Source organism: Streptomyces sp. NPDC079141, assembly GCF_040686775.1.
Taxonomy (GTDB): Bacteria; Actinomycetota; Actinomycetes; order Streptomycetales; family Streptomycetaceae; genus Streptomyces.
Genome location: NZ_JBFBLP010000001.1, coordinates 368,114 through 383,328, shown reverse-complemented (window position 1 = coordinate 383,328; position 15,215 = coordinate 368,114). Strand labels below are relative to the sequence as shown.

At 71.8% G+C, this 15,215-nt stretch carries 16 protein-coding genes; 9 read left to right on the top strand and 7 right to left on the bottom strand.

All coding sequences use genetic code 11. From position 1 onward, the window contains the following. Positions 1-54: 54 nt before the first annotated feature. Together AB0Q90_RS01855 and AB0Q90_RS01850 are read left to right on the top strand one after the other, a co-directional pair. Positions 55-834 carry a MerR family transcriptional regulator gene (locus AB0Q90_RS01855; RefSeq protein WP_363164680.1) on the top strand — a complete coding sequence of 260 codons (780 nt, stop codon included), beginning with the start codon at positions 55-57 and terminating at the stop codon, positions 832-834. Next, positions 831-2,024 carry a nucleotide disphospho-sugar-binding domain-containing protein gene (locus AB0Q90_RS01850; RefSeq protein WP_363164679.1) on the top strand — a complete coding sequence of 398 codons (1,194 nt, stop codon included), beginning with the start codon at positions 831-833 and terminating at the stop codon, positions 2,022-2,024. Before AB0Q90_RS01855 ends, AB0Q90_RS01850 begins: the two co-directional genes overlap by 4 nt. Here AB0Q90_RS01850 and AB0Q90_RS01845 read toward each other — a convergent pair whose 3' ends face one another. Further along, complete coding sequence (locus AB0Q90_RS01845) at positions 2,025-3,281, bottom strand: YncE family protein (RefSeq protein WP_363164678.1); 1,257 nt, start codon at positions 3,279-3,281, stop codon at positions 2,025-2,027. A 166-nt stretch (positions 3,282-3,447) separates the two neighbouring features. Between AB0Q90_RS01845 and AB0Q90_RS01840 the strand changes: the two genes are divergently transcribed. The 3 genes from AB0Q90_RS01840 to AB0Q90_RS01830 all read left to right on the top strand — a co-directional run bounded on the left by AB0Q90_RS01840 (position 3,448) and on the right by AB0Q90_RS01830 (position 5,800). After that, positions 3,448-4,104, top strand: a complete 657-nt coding sequence (locus AB0Q90_RS01840) for a TetR/AcrR family transcriptional regulator (RefSeq protein WP_363164677.1) — start codon at positions 3,448-3,450, stop codon at positions 4,102-4,104. A 92-nt stretch (positions 4,105-4,196) separates the two neighbouring features. After that, the gene (locus AB0Q90_RS01835; RefSeq protein WP_363164676.1) at positions 4,197-4,925 is read left to right on the top strand and encodes a hypothetical protein; all 729 of its coding nucleotides are present in this window, start codon (positions 4,197-4,199) and stop codon (positions 4,923-4,925) included. 47 nt (positions 4,926-4,972) lie between these two features. Then, positions 4,973-5,800 carry a tetratricopeptide repeat protein gene (locus AB0Q90_RS01830; protein ID WP_363164675.1) on the top strand — a complete coding sequence of 276 codons (828 nt, stop codon included), beginning with the start codon at positions 4,973-4,975 and terminating at the stop codon, positions 5,798-5,800. Positions 5,801-5,804: 4 nt separating this feature from the next. Here the strand turns inward: AB0Q90_RS01830 and lpdA are convergent, their stop codons facing one another. The 3 genes from lpdA to AB0Q90_RS01815 form a co-directional block, all read right to left on the bottom strand. Further along, positions 5,805-7,217, bottom strand: coding sequence for a dihydrolipoyl dehydrogenase (lpdA, locus tag AB0Q90_RS01825; protein WP_363164674.1), 1,413 nt, complete (start codon positions 7,215-7,217; stop codon positions 5,805-5,807). Between the two features lie 151 nt (positions 7,218-7,368). Further along, positions 7,369-8,574 (bottom strand): glycosyltransferase, encoded by a 1,206-nt coding sequence (locus AB0Q90_RS01820; RefSeq protein WP_363164739.1) that lies wholly within the window; start codon positions 8,572-8,574, stop codon positions 7,369-7,371. A gap of 98 nt (positions 8,575-8,672) precedes the next feature. Continuing rightward, positions 8,673-9,521, bottom strand: a complete 849-nt coding sequence (locus AB0Q90_RS01815; RefSeq protein ID WP_363164673.1) for a hypothetical protein — start codon at positions 9,519-9,521, stop codon at positions 8,673-8,675. Positions 9,522-9,582: 61 nt separating this feature from the next. Between AB0Q90_RS01815 and AB0Q90_RS01810 the strand changes: the two genes are divergently transcribed. Beyond that, positions 9,583-10,122: a MarR family transcriptional regulator gene (locus AB0Q90_RS01810; protein ID WP_363164672.1), complete on the top strand. Its 540-nt coding sequence runs from the start codon at positions 9,583-9,585 to the stop codon at positions 10,120-10,122. A 5-nt stretch (positions 10,123-10,127) separates the two neighbouring features. Here AB0Q90_RS01810 and AB0Q90_RS01805 read toward each other — a convergent pair whose 3' ends face one another. Continuing rightward, a complete protein-coding gene (locus AB0Q90_RS01805; RefSeq protein ID WP_363164671.1) occupies positions 10,128-10,493 on the bottom strand; it encodes a nuclear transport factor 2 family protein in 366 nt (121 codons plus the stop codon). Between the two features lie 170 nt (positions 10,494-10,663). Here AB0Q90_RS01805 and AB0Q90_RS01800 point away from each other — a divergent pair, with 170 nt between their 5' ends. After that, positions 10,664-10,960, top strand: coding sequence for a hypothetical protein (locus AB0Q90_RS01800; protein ID WP_363164670.1), 297 nt, complete (start codon positions 10,664-10,666; stop codon positions 10,958-10,960). 50 nt (positions 10,961-11,010) lie between these two features. Here the strand turns inward: AB0Q90_RS01800 and AB0Q90_RS01795 are convergent, their stop codons facing one another. Both AB0Q90_RS01795 and AB0Q90_RS01790 read right to left on the bottom strand, forming a co-directional pair. After that, entirely contained in the window at positions 11,011-12,771 is a 1,761-nt protein-coding gene (locus tag AB0Q90_RS01795; RefSeq protein WP_363164669.1) for an ABC transporter ATP-binding protein, read from the bottom strand. Positions 12,772-12,853: 82 nt separating this feature from the next. Beyond that, positions 12,854-13,282, bottom strand: coding sequence for a GNAT family N-acetyltransferase (locus AB0Q90_RS01790; RefSeq protein ID WP_363164668.1), 429 nt, complete (start codon positions 13,280-13,282; stop codon positions 12,854-12,856). A 180-nt stretch (positions 13,283-13,462) separates the two neighbouring features. Between AB0Q90_RS01790 and AB0Q90_RS01785 the strand changes: the two genes are divergently transcribed. Both AB0Q90_RS01785 and AB0Q90_RS01780 read left to right on the top strand, forming a co-directional pair. Next, positions 13,463-14,548: an S-(hydroxymethyl)mycothiol dehydrogenase gene (locus tag AB0Q90_RS01785; RefSeq protein ID WP_363164667.1), complete on the top strand. Its 1,086-nt coding sequence runs from the start codon at positions 13,463-13,465 to the stop codon at positions 14,546-14,548. Further along, positions 14,548-15,177 carry an MBL fold metallo-hydrolase gene (locus AB0Q90_RS01780; protein ID WP_363164666.1) on the top strand — a complete coding sequence of 210 codons (630 nt, stop codon included), beginning with the start codon at positions 14,548-14,550 and terminating at the stop codon, positions 15,175-15,177. The genes AB0Q90_RS01785 and AB0Q90_RS01780 overlap by 1 nt, the downstream gene beginning before the upstream one ends. Positions 15,178-15,215: the final 38 nt, after the last annotated feature.

The following is a 15,215-nucleotide window of genomic DNA, read 5'->3' as shown; positions in this document are numbered from 1 at the left end:
TGACCCTCCCCTTACGTCAGGCTGCACGCTGGTACCCGACGAAAGGGCAGGTGAATGAGTTACTCCGTGGGGCAGGTCGCATCCTTCGCCGGGGTGACCGTGCGCACGCTGCACCACTACGACCGGGCGGGACTGCTCTCGCCCAGTGGCCGCAGCGGCGCCGGTTACCGGCTGTACGGCGACAGCGACCTGGCCCGGCTCCAGCAGATCCTCTTCTACCGCGAACTCGGCTTCTCCCTCGACGAGATCGCCGAGATCCTCAAGGACCCCCAGGCCAACGCCCTGGAGTATCTGCGGTCCCGGGTAGGGCAGTTGAGCGAGGAGATCGGCCGCCTGAAGCGCCTGGCGGAGGTGGCCGAGCAGGCGATCGAGGTCCAGCAGACGGGTGTGTCCCTGACCCCCGAGGAACGCTTCGAGGTGTTCGGCGAGATCGGCTTCGACCTCAGCTACGCCACCGAGGCCCAGCTCAAGTGGCAGGACTCCGACGGGCAACGCGAATCGATGGCGCGTGCCGCCGCGCACAGCAAGGAGGACTGGCGGCAGCTCATGGGGGAGGCCGCGGCCTGGCGCGCGGAACTTCTCGGCGCCTTCGACGAGGGGGAGCCCGCGGACGGCGAGCGCGCGATGGACCTCGCCGAGGAGCACCGGCTGCACATCGCCCGCTGGTTCACCAGCTGCCCGCCGGACATGCACTGCCGCATCGCCGACGACTTCGCCGCCGATCCGCGCGCCTTCGCCCTCGTGGTGCCGCCGTCCCAGCAGCGGCCGGGGCTCGCGGCCTATCTGTGCAAGGCCGTTCACGCGAACGCGGCCCGCCGGACGGTGACCGGATGAGGATCCTCATCGCCGCCGCCGGATCGCGCGGGGACGTCGCGCCGTACACCGGCGTCGGTGCCGCACTCCGGGCGGCCGGGCACGAGGTCGCCCTTGCCACGACCGACGCCTTCGCCCCCCTCGTCCGGGAAGCGGGACTGGAATTCCGTGTGCTGCCCAGCCGCCCCGAACCCCACGGCGACGTCTCGGACAAGCGGCAACTGATGCGCGCCGCGGCCGCCTTCGTCACCGACCTCGGGCAGGGCTTCGCCGAGGCGCTCGCGCCGGACACGGACCTGCTCCTGCTGTCGGCCACCACGGCCCCGCTCGGCCTGCATCTGGCGGAGGCCACGGGGGTCCGGACCATGGGCGCCCATGTCGTACCGGCCCACCCGACCGGCGACTTCCCGCCCGTCGTCATGGGCACGCGGTCACTGGGCCGCCTCGGCAACCGCACGGCGGGCCGCTTCGCCCTGCGCATGGCGGACCGCGTCTATCGGCAGGCCGTCGCCGACCTCCGAGGCCGCCTCGGCCTGCCGCCGCTCACTCCGGCCGCGATGCGCCGACGGCAGGAGTCGGCGAACTGGCCCGTCCTGTACGGCTTCAGCACCGCACTGGTGCCACGCCCGGCCGACTGGCGGCCCGGCCTGGACGTCGTGGGCACATGGTCGCCGTACGTCGCTCCCGGCGCGTCGCTCGCGCCGGAGCTGGAGGACTTCCTGGCCGCCGGACCGCGGCCGGTCTTCATCGGGTTCGGGAGCATGGCGGGCGGGCACGGGGAGCGGCTGGGCGAGATCGCGGTGCGGGCGCTCAGGCGCGCCGGACTGCGCGGGGTGCTGCAGTTGGGCCGTACCGACGTCGTGGGCGACGACATCCTGACCGTCGGCGACGTACCGCACACGCTGTTGTTCCCGCGCATGGCCGCCGTCGTGCACCACGCGGGCGCGGGCACCACGGCCGCCGCGCTGCGCGCCGGAGTGCCCGCCGTCCCGGTCCCGGTGGCGGCGGACCAGCCCTTCTGGGCCGCCCGGCTCACCGCGCTCGGCGCCGCCACCGCGCCGGTGCCCTACGCCGAACTCACCGAGGAACGGCTGGCGGACGCGTTGCGCGAAGTCGTGCGCCGGCAGACCTACGCCCGCGCCGCCGCCGTCGCCGCACAGCACATGGCGACGCAGGACGGCACGGGCGCGGTCCTCAAGGCGATCGGCTGATCAACGGGCCGTCGGGGAGGTCCAGTCGGACTGCACCTGGCCGAGCCGGACGCGCTGGGGGTGGTCGCCGACCGGGACGGACACCTGCTTCCGGCCGGTGGCGAAGTCGATGGCGGTGACCTGGTCGGTGCCGCTCTCGGAGACCACGCAGGACTTGCCGTCACCGCTGACCGTCGCCCAGTACGGCTTGGAGGCGGTGATCAGCGGGCCCTCCTGGAGCGTGGCGCGGTCGACGACCGTCGCGTAGTCGTCCATTGTGCCCGCCACGCACAGCTTGCTGCCGTCCGGGCTCATCGAAAGGCCGTGGTGGCGCGAGTCGTTGACGAACGTGGTGCGGTCGTCGCTGGTCGCCGGGTTCTTCGGCAGGGTCTTGGTGCGGGTGATCCTGTCGGTGGCCAGGTCGTACTCGAAGAAGCCGTTGAAGAACGACACCTGGAAGTACAGCTTGGACTCGTCCGGCGAGAACACGGCGGGCCGCACCGCGTCGGAGTAGTCGGTCAGCCCGATCGCGTCGAGGCGCTGCCGCATGTCGATGACCTTGACCCGCTGGAACGTCGTCGCGTCGACGACCGTGACGTACCGGTTGCCCTTCGTCCAGTCCAGCCAGGGGGCGTCGGTCTGCGTGTTCACGTCGCCGATCGCCATGGTGTAGATGTACTTGCCGTCCTGCGTGAAGATGTTCTCGTGCGGCTTGTCGCCGGTGCCGAACTTGCCGAGTTCCTTGCCGGTCACGATGTCCAGCACGTGCACGGTGTTGGAGGTCGAGGCGGACACCGCGACGCGCTTGCCGTCGGGGGAGACAGCCATGTGGTCGGAGCGGTAACCCGACACGGGGAAGCGCCAGTTGACGGCGCCGGTGGCTAGGTCGAGGGAGACCACGTCGGCGAAGCTCGGCCGGGAGACGACCACCGACTGTCCGTCCGGCGTGGAGTACATGTCGTCCACGAACTGGTCGTGGCCCTCGCCGACGCTGTTGCGGATCGCCATGAAGTAGATCCACTTGATCGGATCGGCGTTGATCTCCGCCATCCGCTGGTCCTTGTCGGGGATGACGTTGATCCGCCCGATCTTCGCGAAGTCACCGCCGGAGCGGATGACGTCCGCGGTCCCGTCCCAGTTGTTGCCGACGAACAGCACCTCGCGCAGCGCGGCGGCCTCGGAGGACGCCGAGGCGGCGGTGGCGGTCGCGGGGGCGGTGACGGTCAGGACGAGGGCGGCGGCCATGGCGCAGAGGTGCCGGGTTCTGATGGCAGGCATGTGTGCTCTCTCCTCTGGGGGCAGCGGGTGGCGTGCGCATGCCAAGGGTGAATCTGAAAACAAGGTCGTTCAGAGTTCTACTTACTGGAAAGTAAGGAGCGGGGGCCCTTCTCCACAAGACTGCGTACACGACAAAATGGCGAACATCCGAGGGGGAGGAGTGAGGGTGGCGGGCAGGCTCAGGGCGCCGACCGGCCGGTACGGCGGCAGGTCCGCCGAGGAGCGGAAGGCCGAGCGCCGCCGCCGCTTCCTGGACGCCGCGCTCCAGCTCTTCGGCGACACCCCCGGCTACCGCGGCACCACCGTCGCGGCCCTCAGTGAGACGGCCGGACTGTCGACACGCCAGTTCTACGAGGAGTTCCGCGCCCTGGAGGACGTCCTGGCCGCCCTCCACCTCCAGGTCAACGACTCGGCCGAACAGGCCGTCCTGGCCGGCGCCGCGGACGTGGGCAACGCCCCGATCGCCGAACGAGCCGCCGCGATCTTCCGCGCCTACGCGGCCCATGTCACCTCCGACCCGCGCCGGATCCGCATCACCTTCGTCGAGATCATCGGCGTAAGCCCCCGCCTGGAGAAGCAACGCCTGGCCCGCCGCTCCCGCTGGGTGGACCTGATCTGCGCCGAGGCGGAAGCCGCCGCAGCCCGAGGAGAAGCGGCCCCCCGCGACTACCGCATCGCCGCGACAGCCTTCATCGGCAGCGTCAACGGCCTCCTCCACGACTGGACCGCAGGCTGGGTGGCCGCGACCCTGGACGAGGTCGTCGAGGAATTGGTCCGCCAACTGCTGGCCATTTTGCGGCCGGTGGGGTGGGAAGGCGCGTAGCCGACCGGCCGAGGGGGAGGCCCATGCAGGGCGGAGACAGACAGCGACCGACGAGACTCCGCCTGGCCAGGCGGCGGCCGGCGCCGGACCGGGTGCGAGCACGCGTATCGGATCACCCCCGTCCCGGCGCATGGTGGCTCCGGATCGACTGGACGCGATGGGGAGCGGTCGTCGGCGTCGTCGCCGGCATCGGCACCCTGCTGTTCACCGGTGTGGCGACGTACTACGGCGCCCGCGTGTCGGCGGATCAGCTCGCGCAGTCGCGGGAGTCCGCGGAGCGGCAGTCCCGCGACCAGGCGACGCGCATCTCGTTCTGGATCGACCGGACGCCGACCGGTGAGGCGCGCGTCCACCTCATGAACCGGTCGCCGGACCCGGTGACCGGAGTGGTTCTCGACTTCTCCGTGGAAGTGGCGAGGCCGAACAGCCAGATCGTCGTCCGGGACCGGGTGAGCTTCTCCGTGGAACTTCTGAGCGCCCCGCCCTGTTCCGAAATGGTCTTCGACGAGCGTGAGATGAAGTACAAAGACGACGGCATGGAGGACTGGACAGAACTCCCCGACCCCATCCTGGCGATCAACGTCGAGTTCGTGTTCTTCACCGACCGCGATGGCGTGCTGTGGGCGCGAGGATCTCGGACGCTCACTTCCTCCGGAGTACAGGCCCTCCTCGACGGCGACCGGCGTGACGAGGAACCACACGAGGAGGCAAGTCCCTGGTCGCCGCCTCGGATCGGCGGCTCCGGCCGGGAGATTCAGGGCTGGTTCGAGGGCGAGCCCGCGATCAAGCGGGCGGCGTCGTGTGCGGCCGACGCGAGTTGATGGGGGCGCCCCGACCGGGAGTTACGCAAGATCCGTATGCTCCGGGCATGAGATTCTTCCGGTCGCGCGGCCGTGACGACGCCGGTCAGTCGGAATCCCCGTTGAGCCAGGCCGCCGCCCTGCTCCAGGCCGGGCGTTATGCCGAGGCGGAGGCCGAGGCCCGTGCCGTGGCCGCGGCCCGGTCCCGGCCGCGTGACGACATCTACGCACCGCTGGCGCTGAGCCTCGCCGCGCTCGCGACGGGCGCTCAGGGACGCCATGAGGACGCCCTCGTCACGTACGACGCACTGCTGCCGGTGTTCGGCAGGGTCTTCGGCGCCGAACACCCGCAGACCCTGAAACTGCGCTCGGACCGCGCCCAGGCGCTCACCGCGCTGGCCCGGCACGCCGAATGCGAGGCGGAGTGCGCAGCCGTCCTGCGGGCGGCGCAGCGCGGCACGGGCCCGGAGACGGCGCGCCTGACGGCGGCCGCCCGCAACGGACTGATCTTCGCCCTGAACGGGCAGGGGCGGCACCCGGAGGCCGAGACGCTGGCCCGGGACACCCTCGCCGTCCACCGCGCCTCGGACCGGTTCGGCCTCGTCCTGCGGCTCGGCCTGGCCCGCAGCCTCAACGGCCAGTCCCGCCACGAGGAGGCGCTCGCCGAGGCGGAGCGCGCACACGAGGTGCGCCACAGCCTGCCCGTGGAGCAGCGGCGCCCGGAGACCGGTGCCGTCGAGCTGGCGGTGGCCACCGCCCTGCTCGGGCTCGGCCGGGCTGCCGAGGCCCGCTCCCGGGCGGCGGCCGCGTACGAGGCCTGTCTGGACACGTTCGGCCCGGACCACAGCCGTACCGTCGAGGGCCGGGAACTGCTCGACCGCATCGGCACTTCCTGACCGCTCACATGTTGATCATGTGGCCGGCCAGGCCGTGCACCGCTTCCTTGACGGCCTCGCCGAGGGTCGGGTGGGCGTGGACGTTGCGGGCGACCTCATGGACCGTCAGATCCCACTGCTGGGCCAGGGTGAGCTCCGGCAGCAGCTCGGTGACGTCCGGCCCGATCAGATGGCCGCCGATGAGCTCGCCGTACTTCGCGTCGCTGATCAGCTTCACGAAGCCGGTGGTGTCGCCGAGACCGTGGGACTTGCCGTTGGCCGTGAAGGGGAACTTGGCGACCTTGACGTCGTAGCCGAGCTCGCGGGCCTGGGCCTCGGTGTAGCCGAAACTGGCGATCTGGGGCTGGCAGTAGGTGGCGCGCGGGATCATCGCGTAGTCCAGTTCCATGGTCTCCGCGTCGGCGATCGTCTCGGCGGCGATCACACCCATGGCCTCGGCCGTGTGCGCGAGCATCAGCTTCGCGGTCACATCGCCGATGGCGTAGATGTGCGGGACGGTGGTACAGCAGCGGCCGTCGACGTCGATGGCGCCACGCTCGGTCACCGTCACGCCGGTGCTCTCCAGGCCGTATCCGGTGACGTTCGGGGCGAAGCCGATGGCCTGGAGGACCTTGTCGGCCTCCAGGATCTGCTGGGCGCCGTCCTTGCCCGTGACCGTGACACGGACCTGGGGACCGGACTCGTCGATGGCGTCGACCCGCGTGGAGGTCAGCACGTCGATGCCCAGCTTGCGGTACTGGCGCGCGAGTTCCGCGGAGACCTCGGCGTCTTCGAGGGGCGCCATGCGGTCCAGGAACTCGACGACGGTCACCTTCACGCCGTAGTGGTGCAGGACGTAGGCGAACTCGATGCCGATGGCGCCGGCACCCGCGATGACGATCGACTGCGGCAGGTCCTCCGCGAGGATCTGCTCCTCGTAGGTCACCACGCGTGCGCTGCGCTTGGTGCCGGGCAGCAGCTTGGGAGTGGCGCCGGTGGCGATGATGCAGTGCTCGAAACCGATGGTCCGGATGTTTCCGTCGTAGTCGGTGACCTGGAGAGTGTGCGGGTCCAGGAAGGTGCCGCGGCCGTCCAGCTCGGTGATCTTGTTCTTCTTCATCAGGTAGTGGACGCCCTTGACCCGGCCGTCGGCGACCCTGCGACTGCGGCGGAACGCCTCGCCGTAGTCGAAGGAGACCTGCCCGTCGACCTTGATGCCGAAGGTCTTCGCCTCGCGCGTGAAAATGTGCGCCAGTTCGGCGTTGCGCAGCAGCGCCTTGGTGGGGATGCAGCCCACGTTCAGGCACACGCCGCCCCAGTACCTCTCCTCGACGACCGCGACACGTTTGCCCAGCTGGGCGGCGCGGACGGCGGCGACGTAGCCGCCGGGCCCGGCGCCGAGTACGACAACGTCGAATCGCTCGTCCTGCTCGACCATGCGAGGCACCTCTTCCACCGGATCGGTTTCCGTTCCGTGGTGGATTGTTCCTCGCTGCCGCGCGGGGCGCCACAGAGATCAACGGCGTGTGGCGGAGATCGCGTGCCCGGCACGGCAGGTCTGTACCGCGCGGCCGCCGGGGCGTCCCGCCCTACCCCGCGAGTCGCTCCAACGCCGCCAGGACCGGCGCCGTGCCGTCCTCCCCGCGGATCCGCACGCCCAACGCCCTTGCCCGCTCCCGGTACGCGCCGTGGCGTACGGCCCGGTCGAGAGCCGGGGCCAGGGCGTCCGCCGTCAGGCCGCGCAGGGGGACCGGCCGCGGAGCCACGCCGAGGGTGACCAGACGGTGGGCCCAGAAGCCCTCGTCGAACTGGATCGGCACCGGCACGGCCGGGACCCCCGCCCGCAGCCCCGCGGCCGTCGTGCCCGCGCCCGCGTGGTGGACCACGGCGGCCGTGCGGGGGAACAGCGCGGAGTGCGCCACCTCGCCGATCGTCAGCATGTCGTCGCCGTCGGCCTCCAGCCCGCCCCAGCCCCGCTGGATCACACCGCGCAGTCCGGCCCGCCGCAGGGCGCGGACGATCTCGGCGCTCAGGCGTCGGGGATCGGGCACGGTGGCACTGCCCAGGCCCACGAAGACCGGGGGCTCGCCCGCGTCGAGGAAGTCCAGCAGATCCGCCGGGAGTTGGGCATCGCCGTCGTACGGCCACCAGTACCCGGTCACGTCGAGACCGGACGGCCAGTCCCGGGGGCGAGGCACCACCAGCGGGCTGAAGCCGTGGAGCACCGCCAGTTCGCGGACGGAGCGGCTGCTCGGCAGGCCCAGGCGGGCCCGCACCGACGGCAGCGTGGACGCGAAGATCCGGTCCATCAGCAGATTCACCCCGTGTCCGGCGATCCGGTTTCCCGCGGCGCCCCAGGAGCCGGCGCCGAGCACAGGAGGCGCGAACTCGCGGGTGGGGGCGAGCGGTTGGAGATAGGCGCCGATGCAGGGCAGCCGCAGGCCCTCGGCAATGGTCCGGCCGAGCGGGGCCAGGGAACTGGACAGGAGCAGTACGTCACTGGCCCGAGCGGCGGCAACCAGGTCGTCCGTCATCCTTCCCACCAGCGCCCGCGCCATCGCGGACACCCGCATCAACTTGCCCACACCCGTCGTACTGCGGTGCAGACCCCGCCCGCGCGTGGAGTGCAACTCCGCCCGCGGATCGACGGGGAGGGGATGGAAGTTCAGACCGGACCCCGCCACCAACGGCTCGAAACAACCATGGGTGGCGAGGGTGACCTGGTGTCCCGCCCGGGCCAGCGCATGGCCGAGTCCGGTGTAGGGGGCCACATCGCCCCGGGAGCCCGCTGTCATGATCGCTACGCGCACGTCGGCCAGTATGGCCCCCGGTAGCCGGCTGCTCACGGCAACGCGACGAAGCGACCGCCCAGTTGGAGGGACCGATCTGCCGGTCAGGTCTGATCCGTTGCGGGCGGCGCCGTCGGGTCGGCTCCGGCCAGGAAGCCCGCCGCCTGCGCGTGCAGATGCCTCGCGCCGATCGCCTCCGCCCAGCGGGCGACCTCCGCCGCCAGGGCCGCGGCCCCCGCCGTGTCGCCCGCGTCCCGGGCCAGCACCGCCAGCAGCAGCTGCTGGGAGAGCGTGCCGGGGACCGCGCCCGCCCGGGCGCCGAGCGCGCTGGCCCGGCGCCAGTTGAGCAGGGCTGCGTCGTGGTTCCCGTGGTCGTGGTCGTGGTCGCCGAGGTGCCGCAGCGCCTCGCGGGCGAGCAGGTCGTCGCCGCCCGACTCGCCCGCGCGCAGGGCCGCCGCGTAGTGGGCCGGGGCCGAGGCGCGCTCGGCGAAGAGGTTGTCCGTGATCAGCCCCAGGTACATCGCGGCCCAGCCGCGGGCCACCTCGTCCGGGGCGCTGTCCAGGAGCCGGTGCGCACGGCGGCGCACGTCCGCGAGCGCGCCGGGGTCCTTCCCCTGCGGTCCGAACCGCAGCCCGTCGTCGCCGGTGAGCAGGTGAAGGTAGTCCAGGCGCAGCCGTGCGAAGCGCACCGCCCAGGCGCCGTCGCCGTCCTCCTTCTCCGCGGCCTCGACACGCTCCGCCGCGAGACGCGTCCCGGCGAACCAGTCGCTGTCCAGGGCGACTTCGGCCGCCGCCAGAGCCAGTCGCGCACGGAGGACCGGATCGCCGGAGTCGGCCGCGTCCAGCAGGCGCAGCGCCCGCTCCCAGCGCCCCGCACGGGACAACTCGCGGGCGGCGGCGAGGAGTTCGCCGGAGTCAACGGATATGGGCCAGGTGTTCGTGGTGTTCGCCATGACGGGGGAAGGTAGCCAGGTGTGAAACCATCCACAAGAAAACTATTGCGGGAGGACGTCAATGGGGGACTCCGTCGACCGGCACGTCGAGGAGTGGCAGCGGGAACTCGACTGGATGGACCCGGTGAAGGAGGCGATCTTCGCCCGGCTGGCCGTCCTGGCACGGCACGCGGCACACCACCGGCGCGACACCCTCGACTCCGACGGCCTGCCGCACTGGCAGTTCAAGGTGCTGCTGACCCTGCGCCGGCTCGGCCCGCCGTACACCACGAGCCCCTCGCTGCTGGCCGACCGGCTCGGCCTGACCCGGGGTGCGCTCTCGGCGCGGCTCGCCCCGCTGGAGGACGCCGGGTTCATCAGCCGGACGCACGAGAACGCGGACCGGCGCAGAGTGCGGGTCCGGCTCACCGCCGCCGGGTACACGGCGTTCGAGCAACACGCGGCGGCCGAGGAGGAGGGCGAGACCGCACTGCTCTCCGCGCTGACCGCGACCGAGCAGCAGACCCTCGCCGACCTGCTGCGCAAGCTCGTCCTGGCCGTCGAGACCGGGCCGGACACCGCCGCCCCGGTCCCGCAGCCGCCGGCCGCCACCTCGGCGTGACGGAGCTACTCGTCCCAGGCCTGGATCATCGTCTGTTCGACGATCTTGCCGTTCCGCAGGGACGCCATCGACTCGGCGAGGACCCGTACCCCGTCGGGGTACACGCAGGACTCGCTGAAGGCGATGTTGTCGCCCTCGACGACGCAGCGGTCCAGCTTGTGGGTCATTTCGCGGCCGTAGACGTCCTCCAGCAACTCGCTGATCTCGTCACGGCCGTGCAGGATCCGGGGACTGCTCGGCTGGGTGTTGCGGTCCACGACGCGCAATTCGGCGTCGTCCGCGTACAGCGACAGCAGCGTCGCCGCCGTGTGTTCCTCGATGCCCCGGCGCAGGGCTTCGGTGTCGAAGCCGGGACGTGCAGCGGTGCCCATGGTGACCTCCTCAAAGGCCCGCGGTCCTCGGGGAGCGGGCCGCGCAGGCCTCTCCTACGAGGCTCCTCCGCCCCGACGGCCTCGGCAAGCGCAGCGGAGCCGCTCCGCCTGACGGGTGAGCGGCGCCGCCCGGCCGTGTCCGGCACGGGCCCGCCGGCGTTGCTGAAAGCATGATCTCAACACGACGTATCGCCGCCGCCGTGGGTCTGGCCGTCTCGGTCACCGGCCTGGCCGCCCCGCTGGCGAGCGCGGCCGAGGCGGACGGCCAGAACGCCGGGACGCTCAGCCCGATGAGCATGCTCGACTCGCTCACCGTCAGCGACATCCCCGCGGAGCACAAGGCCGAGATCCCGCGGCCGTCCGCGCAGCTGAACCAGCTGAACAGGGTCCACGAACTGAACCAGCTGCACCAGGTCACCGACCTGGCCGCCCCGGTCACCCAACTGCTCCCCGGCATCCAGTACTGACCCACCGCACCGAGGGCCGCCCGGACGTCCGGGCGGCCCTCGGCGCGTTCTCAGCCCGCCGTCGCCAGGAACTGAGTCGCCGCCAGCTCCGCGTACAGCGGGTCGGCGGCCACCAGCTCACGATGGGTGCCGACCGCCCGCACCCGGCCCGCGTCCATGACGACGATCCGCTCCGCCATCGTCACCGTCGACAGCCGGTGCGCGACGACCAGCACGGTGGTCGACCGGGCGACGTCCGCGACGGTGTCGCGCAGCGCCGCCTCGTTGACCGCGTCGAGCTGCGAGGTGGCCTCGTCGAGCAGCAGCAGCCGAGGACGGCGCAGCAGGGCGCGGGCGATGGCGACGCGCTGGCGTTCACCGCCCGACAGCTTGGTGCCGCGGTGTCCCACCAGGGTCTCCAGGCCGTTCGGCAGACCGGCGACCAGCCCGTCGAGCCGGGTCGTCTTCAGCACCCGCGCGATGTCGTCGTCGCCGGCCTCCGGATTGCCCAGCAGCAGGTTGTCCCGCAACGAGCCCGACAGCACCGGGGCGTCCTGCTCGACGTAGCCGATCGCGGACCGCAGCCGGGGCAGCTCCCAGTCGGTCAGCGCGCGGCCGTCGAGGGTGATGACGCCGGACTCGGGGTCGTAGAACCGCTCGATGAGGGAGAAGACCGTGGTCTTGCCGGCGCCGGACGGGCCGACGAAGGCCGTCATCCCGCGGGCCGGGACGGCGAACGTCACCCCGTGGTGGACGTAGGGCAGATCCTCGGCGTAGCGGAAGCGGACGTCCTCGAAGGCGAGGGCGGCCGGTTCTGCGCCCGCCGCGGGCAACGGCGCGGGCCGCACGGGCGGTTCGGCGGGCAGCCGCAGCGCCTCCTGGATCCGGGCGAGCGCCGCCGAACCCGTCTGGTACTGGGTGATCGCGCCGACGACCTGCTGGATCGGCGCCATCAGATAGAAGACGTACAGCAGGAACGCCACCAGTGTGCCGATGTCGATCGACCCGGTCGCCACTCGCGCCCCGCCGACGGCGAGCACCGTGATGAACGCCATCTGCATCGCAAGGCCGGCCGTATTGCCCGCCGCTGCCGACCACTTGGCCGCCCGCACGCTCTGTCGCCACGACTCCTCGGCCGCCTTGTGCAGCGTGCGTTCCTCGCGCGGCTCGGCGCCGGACGCCTTCACCGTGCGCAGCGCGCCCAGGATCCGCTCCAGGGAGGCCCCCATCACTCCGACCGCGTCCTGTGCCTGGCGGCTCGCCCGGTTGATGCGGGGCACGATCACGCCGAGGACCGTGCCCGCGCCCAGCACCACGGCGAGCGTGACCGCCAGCAGCACCGGATCCACCAGCCCCATCATGACCAGCGTCGCGACCAGGGTGAGCCCGCCGGTGCCCAGGCCGACCAGTGAATCGGTGGTCACCTCGCGCAGCAGGGTGGTGTCCGACGTGATGCGGGCCATGAGATCGCCCGGTTCGGTGCGGTCCACCGCGGTGATGCGCAGCCGCAGCAGATACGACGACAGGGCGCGCCGCGCGCCCAGCACCACCGACTCGGCGGTGCGGCGCAGCACGTACGAACCGAGCGCGCCCAGCGCCGCGTTGGCCACCACCAGCGCCGACATCAGCAGCAACGCCCCGGTGATGGCCCGCTCGTGCGCCAGGTCGTCGATCAACTCCCGTGCCACCAGCGGCAGCAGCAGCCCGGTGGCACCGGTGACCAGCGACAGTACGGCGCCCGCCAGCAGAGCCCACCGGTGCGGACGCACATAGTCGAGGAGCAGCCGCCAGGCGGGCACAGGCGGCGGTGCCGTCGTCTCTTCGATGCTCACGACGCTCCTCGGGAGTCGGGCGGAGCACTCAGGCTACGTCGGGCACCCGCGGGCTCATCGACCGGCGTCGGAGCGGTTCCCCTCAGCCCGACGACCGCTGCCGCGGTACCCGCGCCAGCATGCGCCGGAACCGGCCCACCAGATGCGGGCACAGCGGGCCGCCCGGCGCCAGCGTCAGCCCGGTCTCCAGGGACATCGCCGTGAAGAAGGCCTGCCCCTGCCGGGTCTGCGAGGTCGTGGTCCACGCATGGCCCGGACGACGCGCGAACAGACCGCGCAGCAGCTCCCGGCCCAGCCCCTCGCGCTGCCAGGACTCGTCGATCCAGATGTCCAGGATCCGGCCCGTACGGCACTCCCGGCAGGCGCGGAAGGACAGCCGGCCGATGACGCGGTCGGCGCCGTCGAGCAGAACGATCTCGGTCGGCATGCCGGAGGCGGCCTCGGCCGTGCCGTTCAGCCGTACCGGCCGGCCGTACCCGGCACCGGCGGATCCGATCCTCGTACCCGACACACGCGGACCGCCTCTCCGGACGCTTCGTCGCCTCGCCGTCGAGGTGCACGAAGGAGAGGACATCATGGCGTGCCCGTGGGGGAGCGGTGAAGAGGTGGTGCGTGGATGTGTGCCGTCGCCGATAGATCACGCGTAGGGTCGAGGACAGGGACAGCGGTCGACGAAAGAGGGGTCAGCACCATGGCGCAGCAGGTACGCGGCGTGATCGCACCGGGCAAGGGCGAGCCCGTACGGGTGGAGACGATCGTCGTGCCCGACCCGGGTCCGGGCGAGGCCGTGGTGCGCATCCAGGCCTGCGGTGTCTGCCACACCGACCTGCACTACAAGCAGGGCGGCATCTCCGACGAGTTCCCCTTCCTGCTGGGCCACGAGGCCGCGGGCGTGGTCGAGGCGGTCGGCGACGACGTCACCGACGTCGCGCCAGGCGACTTCGTGATCCTCAACTGGCGTGCGGTGTGCGGACGGTGCCGGGCCTGTCTGCGCGGCCGCCCCTGGTACTGCTTCGACACCCACAACGCCAAGCAGCGCATGACCCTCACCGACGGCACCGAACTCTCCCCGGCCCTCGGCATCGGTGCGTTCGCCGAGAAGACGCTGGTCGCCGCCGGCCAGTGCACCAAGGTCGACCCGGCCGTCTCCCCGCAGGTCGCCGGCCTGCTGGGCTGCGGGGTGATGGCCGGCCTCGGCGCCGCCATCAACACCGGCAACGTCGGCCGGGGCGACACCGTCGCCGTCATCGGCTGCGGCGGCGTCGGCGACGCGGCGATCGCCGGGGCCGACCTGGCCGGCGCCGCGAAGATCATCGCCGTCGACATCGACGACCGCAAGCTCGACAAGGCCCGCACCATGGGCGCCACCCACACCGTCAACTCGCGCGAGACCGACGCCGTCGAGGCCATCCGCGAACTCACCGGCGGCTTCGGCGCCGACGTCGTCATTGAGGCCGTCGGCCGCCCGGAGACCTACAAGCAGGCCTTCTACGCCCGCGACCTGGCCGGCACCGTCGTCCTCGTCGGTGTCCCCACCCCCGAGATGAAGCTCGAACTCCCGCTCCTGGACGTGTTCGGCCGCGGCGGAGCCCTGAAGTCCTCCTGGTACGGCGACTGCCTGCCCTCCCGTGACTTCCCGATGCTGATCGACCTGCATCTCCAGGGCCGCCTGGACCTGGAGGCGTTCGTGACGGAGACCATCGAACTCACCGACGTGGAGAAGGCCTTCGAGCGGATGCACCAGGGCGACGTGCTGCGTTCGGTGGTGGTGCTGTGATGGCCGTCCGCATCGAACACCTCGTCACCTCCGGGCAGTTCAGCCTCGACGGCGGCACCTGGGACGTCGAGAACAACGTCTGGCTCGTCGGCGACGACCACGAGGTCGTCGTCATCGACGCGGCGCACGACGCCGACGCCATCGCCGAGGCCGTCGGCGAGCGCCGGCTGACCGCCATCGTGTGCACCCACGCCCACAACGACCACATCGACGCCGCGCCCGCCCTCGCCGAACGCACCGGCGCCACCATCTGGCTGCACCCCGACGACCTGCCGCTGTGGAAGCAGACCCACCCCCACCGCGACCCCGACGCCCACCTCCTGGACGGACAGGTCATCGAGGCCGCGGGCGCCGACCTCAGGGTCCTGCACACGCCCGGACACGCCCCCGGCGCGGTCTGCCTGTACGACCCCGGCCTCGGCACCGTCTTCACCGGCGACACCCTCTTCCAGGGCGGCCCCGGCGCCACCGGCCGCTCCTTCTCCCACTTCCCGACGATCATCGACTCGATCCGCGACCGCCTGCTCACCCTGCCGCCCGAGACGAAGGTCCTCACCGGCCACGGCGACGCCACCACCATCGGCGCCGAGGCCCCGCACCTCCAGGAGTGGATCGACCGCGGCCACTGAAACACCGGCTCGCCGGAAAAGGTGACAGAAGATGTCCG

Coding starts and splice junctions, on each gene's coding strand:
- AB0Q90_RS01820 (WP_363164739.1), bottom strand. CDS start 8,574: ATGACAGCGGGCTCCCGGGGCGATGTGGCCCCCTACACCGGACTCGGC.
- AB0Q90_RS01830 (WP_363164675.1), top strand. CDS start 4,973: ATGAGATTCTTCCGGTCGCGCGGCCGTGACGACGCCGGTCAGTCGGAA.
- AB0Q90_RS01855 (WP_363164680.1), top strand. CDS start 55: ATGAGTTACTCCGTGGGGCAGGTCGCATCCTTCGCCGGGGTGACCGTG.
- AB0Q90_RS01815 (WP_363164673.1), bottom strand. CDS start 9,521: ATGGCGAACACCACGAACACCTGGCCCATATCCGTTGACTCCGGCGAA.
- AB0Q90_RS01785 (WP_363164667.1), top strand. CDS start 13,463: ATGGCGCAGCAGGTACGCGGCGTGATCGCACCGGGCAAGGGCGAGCCC.
- AB0Q90_RS01800 (WP_363164670.1), top strand. CDS start 10,664: ATGATCTCAACACGACGTATCGCCGCCGCCGTGGGTCTGGCCGTCTCG.
- AB0Q90_RS01805 (WP_363164671.1), bottom strand. CDS start 10,493: ATGGGCACCGCTGCACGTCCCGGCTTCGACACCGAAGCCCTGCGCCGG.
- AB0Q90_RS01810 (WP_363164672.1), top strand. CDS start 9,583: ATGGGGGACTCCGTCGACCGGCACGTCGAGGAGTGGCAGCGGGAACTC.
- AB0Q90_RS01845 (WP_363164678.1), bottom strand. CDS start 3,281: ATGCCTGCCATCAGAACCCGGCACCTCTGCGCCATGGCCGCCGCCCTC.
- lpdA (WP_363164674.1), bottom strand. CDS start 7,217: ATGGTCGAGCAGGACGAGCGATTCGACGTTGTCGTACTCGGCGCCGGG.
- AB0Q90_RS01780 (WP_363164666.1), top strand. CDS start 14,548: ATGGCCGTCCGCATCGAACACCTCGTCACCTCCGGGCAGTTCAGCCTC.
- AB0Q90_RS01850 (WP_363164679.1), top strand. CDS start 831: ATGAGGATCCTCATCGCCGCCGCCGGATCGCGCGGGGACGTCGCGCCG.